We start from the raw sequence: 11,259 nt of genomic DNA, 5'->3' as shown, positions 1-11,259 counted from the left end.
AATCTTTACGACTCTCTTCTCCATCTTTGAAAGAACTTGCATGGCACAAACATAGTCACATAGAATACAAAGAAAAATTCATGGCGTGTTGCCTGATGGCTATATTAAATCCTAAGTTCTTAAAGGAGCGTATTCCCCTTACTACGTGGGAATGGAAGCCCCTGAAGTCCATTCCCGGATTAATGCTTCAATTTTATCTTCCGCATGGTAAAAAGAAGCGATCTTCCTGATCACATCTTCCACGAGCGCATCGGGGCAGGAGGCGCCGCTGGTAATAAGCAGTTTTGCCGGGATATTCAGGGGAAGAAAGCCCGTTGTCAGCACTTCTTCCTTTGTATGAAAATTATAATGAAGGATTTTTTCTTTAGACTGGATCTTGGCTTCACTGCTAATAAAATAAGTGGGTAATTTTTCTTCACATAATTCTACCAGGTGGGAAGTATTGGAGCTGTTATAGCCGCCTATTACGAGGGCAATATCGGCATCGGTGTTCAGCATTCCCGAAACGGCGGTTTGATTATCATTGGTAGCATAGCAGAGCGTATCTCTTGTGTCGGCAAAATGTTCTGCCAGGGTAGCTTCGGTTAGCCTGTAGTGTTGTATCATTACCTGTTTAAGATAATCCGCGATAGCCTGTGTATCGGCTGCCAGCATGGTGGTTTGGTTTACTACGCCAATGCGCTGCAGGTGCTCCGCCGGGTCAAATCCTTCTGAAAACCTTCCTTCAAATTCGCTGCTAAACTGTGCAGCCGTTTTTTCACCGGTAATATATTTCCCCAGTGCTATAGCTTCCTCCATGTCTTTTACTACTACGGCGGGAGCGTTAACGGCGCTGTGTGAAAAGGTAGCCCGTGTTTCTTCGTGCCGGGGCTTTCCGTGTATTATAATGCTGTACCCTCTTTTTGCAATTTGTTCGGAACGGTTCCATACCTTTTCAACAAAAGGGCAGGTAGTATTAAATTGTTTGGTTTCAAGCCCTATATCATTTAGCTGCTTTTCAATATGGAGTGTAGTGCCAAAAGCAGGGGTAATAACAATATCGTTGGGTGTAAGCGATTCAAAAGGTAACAATTGCTTTCCATGCGTGTCCTGGAGAAACCGTACCCCTCTTTCCTGCAGGTCTTCATTTACGTGGGGGTTATGGATCATTTCGCTCAGTAAAAAAATACGTTTGTCCGGATTTTCATCCACTGTACGGAAAGCGATCTCAATAGCGTTTTCTACACCATAGCAAAATCCGAAGTGCCTTGCCAGGTAAATATGTACATTGCCCAGGTTAAGCAGGGTAGGGGTGAAGTCTTTCTTCATCTTATCCTGCTGCTTACGCTTCTGTTTTATGGCCGATATAAGCGGACTACGGTATATGAAAGGAACATTAAACTGTTTCATACAAATGGAAAATACAATTGCGCAAAGGTACGAAGTTTGGATCAACCGGTATTGGCGGAAAGCGCATGGGTGCATTTACCTTCGGAGCGAAAAGCTCAAATTTTCGCATAGGAATCTGTAAAAAGCAGAATGAATTATCCGGATTATCAGAAAACAAAAGTTAAAGCAACTGCATAAATGCACCCAGGATTCCGGCTCTTTCTGCAAAAGTTTAAGGATATTTGAGCGGTATATTTTTCGTATAATGTGATCTATATAATTTTTAATTAAATGTTATGCCGGCAAACCATTTCATTATAGCGCTATCGGCTTTTTTTATTACCGGAATTGCATGTTATCATACACCGGCTGCATCCAATAGGAAAGAACCCGTTCTTTCCCGCTTAACAGACGGTATAAATGAAAATGATAATATTATTGCCGGTGCACAGCGTTTCGATGAGTATATTCAATTATTAAAGGGAAAAGCCGTTGCGGTTTTTGCCAATCAAACCTCAATGGCAGACAACACCCATCTGGTAGATGCCTTAAAAAGCCGTGGTGTTATTATCAAAAAAATATTTTCGCCTGAGCATGGTTTTCGGGGCACTGCCGATGCGGGTGAAAAAGTGGGAAATTACACCGATACCAAAACAGGCATACCGGTTATCTCGTTATACGGCAGTAAACGAAAACCTGCAGCCGGAGATGTTAAAGATGTAGATGTGCTGGTTTTTGATATACAGGATGTGGGCGTTAGGTTCTATACTTATATTTCATCGTTGCAGGAATTTATGGAAGCCGCAATAGCGTTTAATAAACCGCTGGTCATTTTGGACCGGCCCAATCCTAATGGCTTTTATGTAGACGGACCTGTGCTGGATATGCAATACAAATCTTTTGTTGGTATGCAGCCCGTACCCGTGGTATATGGAATGACGATTGGTGAATACGCTTACATGCTGCTGAAAGAAAATATGCTTTCGGTAAAAACAACAGCGCAACCTGTAGTGCACATTGACCCAAAACCCGGAACAAACATTAGTTCATCAAACTTCAGTCTTACTATTATTACGTGCGGCAACTACACGCATAACAGTAAATATATACTGCTGGTGCGTCCTTCCCCTAATTTGCCCGATATCCAGTCTGTATATCTTTATCCTTCCACCTGTTTTTTTGAAGGAACAGTTTTAAGCGAAGGCAGGGGAACAGCGAAGCCCTTCCAGGTGTTCGGACATCCATCTTTGCCCAACAACTTATTTTCTTTTACACCCAATCCAACCGAAGGGGCTAAGAACTCAAAACTATACGGACAGCTTTGTTACGGATGGGATTTGAGCGGATCGCCGGATGAGGTATTGAAAAAGGTGGATAATAAAGTGCAATTACAATGGCTGATAGCAGCATACCGGCTGTTCCCGGAAAAAGAAAAATTCTTTATTATTCCCCAGTCCGGCAAAATGGAAGCATCCTTTTTTAATAAATTGGCAGGCAATAATGAATTGTGGCAGCAAATTAAAAACGGTGTGCCGGAGCAGGATATCCGTAAAAGCTGGGAGCCCGGCTTAACCGCATTTAAAAAGTTGAGAAAGAAATATTTGCTGTATGAAGATTTTTAGCGGGGCGGATAACGGTTTAGTAATTTTGCATCCAATGTCGCCAACGCAACCATCTTCCCTGCCAGATCGTAAAGTTCTCCGTATCGTATTTATGGGTACGCCCGAATTTGCTGTGGCCTCATTAGACGCATTGGTGCAGGCAGGCTATCTCATAGTTGCGGTTGTTACTGCTCCGGATAAACCTGCCGGCAGGGGCATGAAGCTTACGGAAAGCGCGGTTAAAAAATATGCTGCGGAAAAAGGATTAAAGATCCTGCAACCGCTGAAGCTGAAGGATCCGTTATTTGTAGAGGAATTAAGATCATTGAAAGCGGATATACAAATTGTAGTTGCATTTCGCATGTTGCCCGAAGTGGTATGGAATATGCCGCCTATGGGCACCATTAATGTACATGGCTCCCTGCTTCCGCAATACCGCGGTGCGGCGCCCATTAACTGGGCAGTGATCAATGGCGAAAAAGAAACCGGTGTAACTACTTTTAAGCTGCAGCACGAAATAGATACCGGTAATATTTTATTGCAGCAACGTTTTGCTATTGGTGATGATGAAACCGCAGGCGAAGTGCACGAACGGATGAAAGAAACTGGAGCAAAGCTTTTGGTACAAACCATAGACGGACTGATAGGCGGAACCATTGAAGAAACGGTGCAGCACCATTCACCACTTACCACTCACCATTTACCACTCACCACCAACCACCTCAAACACGCCCCCAAAATATTTACGGAAACCTGCCGGATAAACTGGGATAAGCCGGTGAATGAAATTTATAATTTAATACGCGGCTTATCGCCTTTCCCCGGCGCTTTTACCTTGCTGGGTGAAAAAACGTTAAAGATCTTCCGGGCAAAAAAAGATATGACTATACCGCTCATTCCTCCCGGCAGGCATGAGTCAGACGGAAAACAACTGCTGCGGTTTTCGGGCAGGGATGGATATATTGAAATACTGGAATTGCAGCTGGAAGGAAAGAAACGGATGCCGGTGGACGCGTTCCTGAGAGGGAATAAGGTTTGAATGTGAAAATGTGGGAAATATGCAAATATGCAAATATGCAAATGTGCAAATGTGGAAGTGGGTGAATTTTAGAATTTGGAAAAGACTAAAAGCCAGAAACCGAAAACTATATATCCTCCCTGATCTCTTTTGCCAAAAATAGATTTCGGTTCAGTATTCCCGTGGCTGTTATGCTTTTCCCTGCAAGCATTTCAAGCGATGCATCCTTAAATGGATTGCCACCCATTTTCCTCAAAACATATGCTTTGTTTTTTGTTTGCAGCATTACAGCATTGCGTTCCGATTTGGAACCTTCCGAAAGCTTTTTCATTACAACCCTTCCGGAGAGCTGTACCTCCTGTATTTTATTTATGTTTTTTTTATCTCCGCTCATAAATCCTCCAGCCAAGTAATTGTTCACTGGATTCTTTAACCACCAGTACTTTAATATTGTTAAAACCAACGGAACCCGGTGTGGAAATGGCTTTAACGAAAGTACGGAATCTGGCTGTGCGGGGTGCGAGTTTTTTCTCTGCTATGCTCTGGGTGCCTGTTTTTATACTGGCTTTATATAACCCCTTTTTGTCGTAAGCGGTAAAGCCGGTTTCCTTCAGCAGCGTATTAAGATCTTTTTGATGCGCAGACGGCGTTACTGTTTTTTCTTTATGGCTGGGAGCAAGATTCTTTTTGAGGTCGCTGCCTTTATTGAATAGCTTCATCCGGGTATTCTGCACCGTGTTTTGCGAAACAATTTTTCTTACACTGTCGTCAATTACAGGTAATACAGACGGATCGCCCAGCAAATGAAACTGGGCAACGGTTTTGAGTTCATAGGGATCAAGGTGGGGACCTGATTCGCTTAAAAATTGCTGTCTTGCCTGTAGCAACGCCCTGCCGGTTGATGCGCCGCCGATAATGTTTTTTATAAAATACTGTGTTATGAGGTCGGCAAGTCCCTGTGCATCGGCAGGGCCGTATGCGATAGTGCTGCTGCCCATAAAAGCCACCGCGTTGTTGTTTAAATACATATTGGCAATGCTTAATGCATTAGGTTGGGGAAGCAGAACGGGATTTACCAGTTCAGCGCCATAGCAACATTCTGCCGCTACTATGGTGCCTTCGCTGATCTTCCCTTTCAATTGCGCTGAACTGATCGCAACAGGATAGCTGCTTCCTTTTTGTCCGTAAAATGCCATGTCGTTTTGTGCACCGTGGCAATTGTAAAAATGGGTGCGTTTTTTTAGCTGTGCAGCGGTATAGCTTGTTGCTGAGCCTGGGCTGAGGAGCAAATTACTGTAATTGCCCACCATGCTTTGCAGGCTCAGCTCGGTTGATTTACGCCATACATACGCGCTTATACCAAAATACTCCATATAGAGCGCCTCTTTCCGCGGTTTGGCTTTTATAATATTATTGATGATGGTAGTAAAATATTGTATATCATTTTCGCCGGGAACATCCGGAATACGGCCTACCACCCGGGTGGGGCCGGTAAAGGATTGGATGTTCTTGCTGTAAGGCGCATCGCAGGCATAGGGCAGGTCGGAAGGCACCGTCATATCTCCATCCGCATCGGCAGGGTTATGGATATCCTGGAAAGGGAAAATATCCTGAGAACCTGCCAGTACAATATAATCGGGAACGTATTTTTTATACAGATCATCCACCGCTCTTTTACATTCCCTGGCAGTTACGTTCTTTACGGGCTTAATACCGGCTTGTTTGGCAGATACTGCATCATCTATAAAAACAATACGGGCGGCTATTCCTCTTTTTTTGTCGGCTGCTTTCAGTGCCTGCAACAGCTTATTTATTTTCGGAAACGCTGAACCGTACTTTAATGTAAGCGTGCTTTTGGCAGTTATGATGATCTTTTTTGCGTACATGGCAGTTGGTATTAAAAGTGTAAAATAAATTTCAGATCCGGGCCTGCTCAAGAATTTTTTTTAAAGCAACAGACGTGCCGGGATGCGCAATTACGGCTGTTGTAAAGTGTTTCCATTTTTTTATACCTATCTTTTCGTAAGGGCGGTTTTCGTCATCAATTAATGCCGAAAGTTCGGGGTAAGTGTAAACTAACTGCGCCAGTTCGGTATTATACATTTGTATGGCCGGTACGGATTGTGCATTGTTTGTTTTAAAGATGGTACTCAAAACCGGGAACCAGGGTACCTGATCTTCGGGTGTTTTTGTTAGGTTCGTTTTTACACCTATGCTCAGTGCATCATTGGACTGCAATATGCCGTTCCCAAAATAGTGATTATAAGTAAGCGGTGCATTACGCACCATTTTTTTGGCGGATGTATATAATGCAAAACGGATGGCTTCTACCCGCTGCCAGGGCTTAAGCCGGCTGAGCGCTGTATAATGCTGCCTGTAATAAATAGCGGCTGCTGCTGCTATTTGTGGTGCCGCGCACGATGTACCCGATCCGTTAAAACGGATATTATTTTCTGCTGTACCTGCCCAGGGAACATTAGGTGTAAATGCCGCCAGTGCTTTTTTCATGTGCCGCTTTGGTCCAAAGCAGCCCTGCATTTCACCCGGCTTCAGACTTGCATAAGGTTGCATGTTGTAAGTAACGCCGCATGCTGCAATTACCCTTCCAAACCGTGCCGGATAAATTACATGCCGTGTAGGCAAACCATTAAAATTATTACCGGCGGCCGTTACCAGTGTAATGCCGGCCTCATAGGCGGCATTTACCGCTTTTGCCCAGGATGCCGAGGGGGCGCCTCCCATGCTCATGGAAGCTACATGCACAGGCGTGCCGCCGGTGCTTATCCGGGTAATATAGTTCAACGCTTCTGCAAACGCGCTTGTTTTTAATAACACTACGGAAGCGGCTATCCTGCAACAAATAACTTCTGCAAACCAAGCGGCGCCCAGATAGTCGTTGAACCGGCCATTATCCGTGCGTAAATCAATGGTATTGCCGGCCAGTATGCCCAGTGTGCCTGTACCGTGCCCCGGCATTTTTAAGAAGCCGCTTGTTAAAGGATCGTGGGCGTCATCCACCTTTTCTCCGTCAACAAAATTGCGTTGCAGCTTATTGTTCTTTACGCTGCCGGGAACAATAAAATGAGTGGCGCTATATCCTGTATCCAGATGCGCGATACGGATAAGCGCATCATTATCCTGTACACTTTCTCTGGCTTTTTTTAACTGAGACCAGGCATCATCCAAATGCCATATGATGTTTTTATCCGGCGGCCAGTCTGCATCATGATCATTCGTATCACTTCCAAAAGATTTGGCATTTATTTTTTTAGGCAGATCGTTTATTTTTTTGTTAATGGTAAACTCCTGCAAAAAATCCGGTTCTACAAAGGTATGCCTGTTGTTTAACGCAGTACGCGACATATGCGCCACATCCCAGGGGTTCACCTCAGTATCACTGATTTTTGTTTTAACATATATATTTCCCGTCATAGTGGTCTTAAATTTTGAGGCAGACCGCACAGCTATCTCAGGTGCCGGTTCCTTAACGGAACTAACCGGTATCCCTGCCGCTTTTAATTGCTGTTGTACCGCTTTTGTGGCATCGGGGTGCAGCTTCCCTTTAGCGCCTGCTCTTCCGGGCATTTGCTGAATAATCATTTCAACAGGCTGGTTGTATCGTTTCATGTCATAGCCGTTTGGTCAAAAAAGTTCCGATAAAGTAAAAATAAAAAGGGAAAAATTTTTTTTATTCATGAATACGATTAATTTGGCCGTTCGGTATTTTTATATATAGTAAACAAAAGTTTATTATATATAAACCCCGTTTTTTGCTGTAACGCTGCCGGCCGGTTGAGCTAACGTTAAGTAATGAAATAAAAGCTAATACGGTTATGACAAAAATGAAGAAAGCACTTTTTACGTTGTTCTGTATGCTGTTGGTGGCAGCTCTGTATGCTCAGCCTAAAAAAGTAAAGCATGTTATATTGATTGGTTGTGATGGCTTTGGCGGTTATGCTTTGCCACAGGCCGATATGCCTAATTTAAAAAAAATGATGGAAGAAGGCGCATGGTCTTTAAAGGCCCGTTCGGTATTGCCTTCGTCGAGCGCGGTAAACTGGGCCTCTATGCTAATGGGGGCGGGACCTACCATGCACGGGTATACGGAATGGGGCAGCGCCGTACCTGAAATACCTTCTGTTGATATCAACCAGTATGGGATGTTTCCCACTGTTTTTAGTTTATTGAAAGAACAGCAACCTGCTGCTATATCTGCGTTAATTTATAGCTGGCCGGGCATTAACCCTTTGGTAGAAAAAGAAGCCACAACTATACGTGTGTCCTCCGGTGATGATGATGATTTCTGTGCCGATACGGCTGCGGCTATTATAAAATCACACAAACCGGCATTAACATTTATCCATTTTCACCAGCCGGATGTTGTTGGCCATAACATTGGTCATCATACGCCTGAATATTTTAACGAGCTGAAAAAAGCAGATGCGCGGATAGGTAAAATTGTGAATGTGGTTCAGGAAGCCGGCATAGCGGAGCACACGGTTATACTGGTAACGGCAGATCATGGCGGCAAAGACAAAGGCCATGGCGGCAAATCATTAAATGAAGTGCAGATACCCTGGATCGTTTATGGTAAAGGCGTTCAGAGAGGGCGCCAGCTAAATAGCACCATTATTACTTACGATACGGGTGCCACCATCGCGTGGCTGCTGAAGCTTAAAGCGCCGCAAAGCTGGCGGGGAAAGCCGGTTGCTGAAGCATTTAAATAAGTTTTTTCGCGTAGCAGGTATCATAAATTGTAGTTAGTTTTGGTATGCAGGCCTTTATTCTTATTGGCCTGCTTTTTTATCCAACAGGCAATAACCATCTGCCTGCTTGAGTATATTCGCCTTTCTCCTTTCTCTCCGGAATATGCTTCAACAATCTTATATGCCCGTACACAGGGTTTTCACAAAGCTCATTGGTGTCATCTTATTGCTGTTGGCCTTTGCCTTTTCATCCGCCGCACAGCCCATACAGTTGAAAAATGCAGTTATCCTCACATCCCCATCCGTTTCGCCTGGCATGCAGGCAACCGTTTCGCAGGTGCTTTCGGAAGAGATTGCCAAGCGTACCGGCATTTTGCTTAAAAATACCGCCAATTGGCCCAAAAAGGGAACACCTGTTATTGCTTTGGTATTATCTGCCGATGAACAATTGATGGAAACTGCAATTCCAGTCAGGCAGGATAAGAACGGCGCCGAATATAAAAAGGAAGGATTTCGCATAGTGAGCAGCGTTACGAACAATGGCACCGTAGTATGGATCATTGGCGCAGATGACCGGGGTATATTGTTTGGGGCGGGATGGCTGTTGCGGAATCTTGATATGGCGCGTAATAAACTACAGCTTAATGAAAGAACAGATATCGCTTCTTCTCCTGCATACCCTATTCGCGGCCACCAGTTGGGATACCGTACAACCGCTAATTCTTACGACGCTTGGACGGTAGCGCAATATGACCAGTACATCCGTGATCTGGCCATTTTTGGAAGCAATGCGGTTGAAGGTATTCCTTTCCACGAAGATGAAACCCCCAGCCCGCTTTTTACCATACCGGCCGCCGAAATGAATATCCGGCTCAGTGAAATATGCCGGAAATACGATATGGACTATTGGGTATGGACGCCGGCTACCTTCGACCTCACGGATAAGGCAAAACGAAAAGCTGAGCTCGATATGCATGAAAATTTTTACCGGCAGTGCCCGAGGCTCGATCATATTTTTTTCCCCGGAGGCGACCCCGGCGATAACCAACCTTCGGAAGTAATACCTTTTCTCAAAGACTTACATACGAGGCTGATCAAATACCATCCCAACGCCAAAATATGGATTTCGCTGCAGGGATTTAGTGTAGAACAGGTTGATTATTTCTACCGTTATCTCAACCGGGAAAAACCCACCTGGCTGCAGGGTGTGGTATCGGGGCCGGGCAGCCCGCCCATAGCCGAAACCCGCTACCGGCTGCCTCAGCAATACCAGCACCGGCAGTACCCCGATATTACGCATTCCGTTCGCTGCGAATTCCCTGTTGAGGAGTTCGATCAGGCCTATGCGTTAACCTTGGGCCGCGAATCGGTAAACCCGCGGCCTTATGCATTTGCGAAGATCCATCAAACCTATGCCCCCTTTACCGATGGGTTTGTTTCTTATTCGGATGGCTGTCATGACGATGTTAACAAAGTGATCTGGAGCATGCGGGGCTGGGACCCGCAAATGGATGTAAATGAAATTTTGAAGCAATACGGTAAATTTTTCTTTAGCGGTACTGTTGAAGCGCCGGCGGCTGATGGCATTGCCGCGCTGGAACGCAACTGGAAAGGCCCTTTGGCCGAAAACGGCGGAGTGGAAGCTACCTTTTCATTCTGGAAAAAGCTGGAATCCGGTCATCCTGAATTCAAAGAGAACTGGCGCTGGCAGATGTTGCTGCTGCGTGCTTATTACGATGTTTATACCCGCAGAAGACTGATCTATGAACAATCTTTGGAGCAACAGGCTAATGATGTACTTGCGGCGGTTAAGCCGGTAAACATAAAAGAAGCGATGGATATAGCGCAGGCAACTGTGGATAAAGCAGACACCCGGCCGGTTGCACCTGAGCTTAGAAAAAGGATTGAAGATTTATGCACCGATCTGTTCGCATCTATAGGATTACAAACCAGCGTGCCTAAGTACAAAGCGAAAAATTATGAAAGGGGCGCTGTGCTCGACCATGTAGATTACCCGTTGAATAACCGCTGGTGGCTGGCAGATGAATTTAAAAAAATACAGTTAATGAAAACGCCTGAGGAACAAATGGCTGCCCTGCAAACCATTGCCAACTGGGAAAACCCCGGCAATGGAAGTTACTACGACGATATTTCCAGCGTGAGCAAGGGTCCGCGGGTAAAAACCATTTCTTACGATGCTACCGATGTGGCCTGGTGGGATAATGGCTTCAGCCGCAAGCGCCTTTCTTTCCAATTATTCCAGGGCGCTCCCGTACTGGATTACGGTAACCTGGAACCGGGGGCACGGTATATTATCCGTGTTTGTGGTTATGGCGATGCGCTGCTTCGCGTTGACGGGCTAAGGCTTTCTCCTGTACTTTATAATAAAGAAGCGGATACTTTTAAGGAATGGATCATTCCCTTATCGCTCACCGGTGATGGAAAAATAACAGTAACTTTTGATGAGCCGGAAGAATCTAACCTGAACTGGCGGCAGCATTCCCGTATTTCAGATGTTTGGTTGCTGAAACGGTAAGCCCGGAAGAAGGTTTTGATGTATAAGGCA

At 45.0% G+C, this 11,259-nt stretch carries 8 protein-coding genes; 4 read left to right on the top strand and 4 right to left on the bottom strand.

Annotated elements, in window-relative coordinates; genetic code table 11:
* Positions 1–141: 141 nt before the first annotated feature.
* Entirely contained in the window at positions 142–1,389 is a 1,248-nt protein-coding gene (locus tag PLE34_RS20775; RefSeq protein ID WP_324560199.1) for a 4-hydroxy-3-methylbut-2-enyl diphosphate reductase, read from the bottom strand.
* A gap of 275 nt (positions 1,390–1,664) precedes the next feature.
* Here PLE34_RS20775 and PLE34_RS20770 point away from each other — a divergent pair, with 275 nt between their 5' ends.
* Together PLE34_RS20770 and fmt are read left to right on the top strand one after the other, a co-directional pair.
* The gene (locus PLE34_RS20770) at positions 1,665–2,990 is read left to right on the top strand and encodes an exo-beta-N-acetylmuramidase NamZ family protein (protein WP_324560197.1); all 1,326 of its coding nucleotides are present in this window, start codon (positions 1,665–1,667) and stop codon (positions 2,988–2,990) included.
* Entirely contained in the window at positions 2,977–4,008 is a 1,032-nt protein-coding gene (gene fmt / locus PLE34_RS20765) for a methionyl-tRNA formyltransferase (RefSeq protein ID WP_324560196.1), read from the top strand. Before PLE34_RS20770 ends, fmt begins: the two co-directional genes overlap by 14 nt.
* Before the next feature lie 106 nt (positions 4,009–4,114).
* Here fmt and PLE34_RS20760 read toward each other — a convergent pair whose 3' ends face one another.
* From PLE34_RS20760 to PLE34_RS20750, 3 genes are read right to left on the bottom strand one after another with little or no spacing between them, the layout of a single operon-like run.
* Entirely contained in the window at positions 4,115–4,381 is a 267-nt protein-coding gene (locus PLE34_RS20760) for a hypothetical protein (RefSeq protein WP_324560194.1), read from the bottom strand.
* The gene (locus PLE34_RS20755) at positions 4,368–5,873 is read right to left on the bottom strand and encodes a C25 family cysteine peptidase (protein ID WP_324560192.1); all 1,506 of its coding nucleotides are present in this window, start codon (positions 5,871–5,873) and stop codon (positions 4,368–4,370) included. The genes PLE34_RS20760 and PLE34_RS20755 overlap by 14 nt, the downstream gene beginning before the upstream one ends.
* 31 nt (positions 5,874–5,904) lie before the next feature.
* On the bottom strand, positions 5,905–7,614 hold the full coding sequence (locus PLE34_RS20750) for a S8/S53 family peptidase (RefSeq protein WP_324560189.1): 1,710 nt from the start codon (positions 7,612–7,614) through the stop codon (positions 5,905–5,907).
* Positions 7,615–7,829: 215 nt separating this feature from the next.
* On the opposite strand from PLE34_RS20750, the gene PLE34_RS20745 reads away from it, so the two are divergent.
* A complete protein-coding gene (locus PLE34_RS20745) occupies positions 7,830–8,714 on the top strand; it encodes an alkaline phosphatase family protein (RefSeq protein ID WP_324560187.1) in 885 nt (294 codons plus the stop codon).
* Between the two features lie 160 nt (positions 8,715–8,874).
* Positions 8,875–11,229: a hypothetical protein gene (locus PLE34_RS20740; protein ID WP_324560185.1), complete on the top strand. Its 2,355-nt coding sequence runs from the start codon at positions 8,875–8,877 to the stop codon at positions 11,227–11,229.
* Positions 11,230–11,259 lie beyond the last annotated feature (30 nt).

The organism is Agriterribacter sp. (assembly GCF_035445465.1).
GTDB lineage: Bacteria > Bacteroidota > Bacteroidia > Chitinophagales > Chitinophagaceae > Agriterribacter.
The sequence above is the reverse complement of the archived record's forward strand: the minus strand, read 5'-3'. Positions and strand labels throughout refer to the sequence as shown.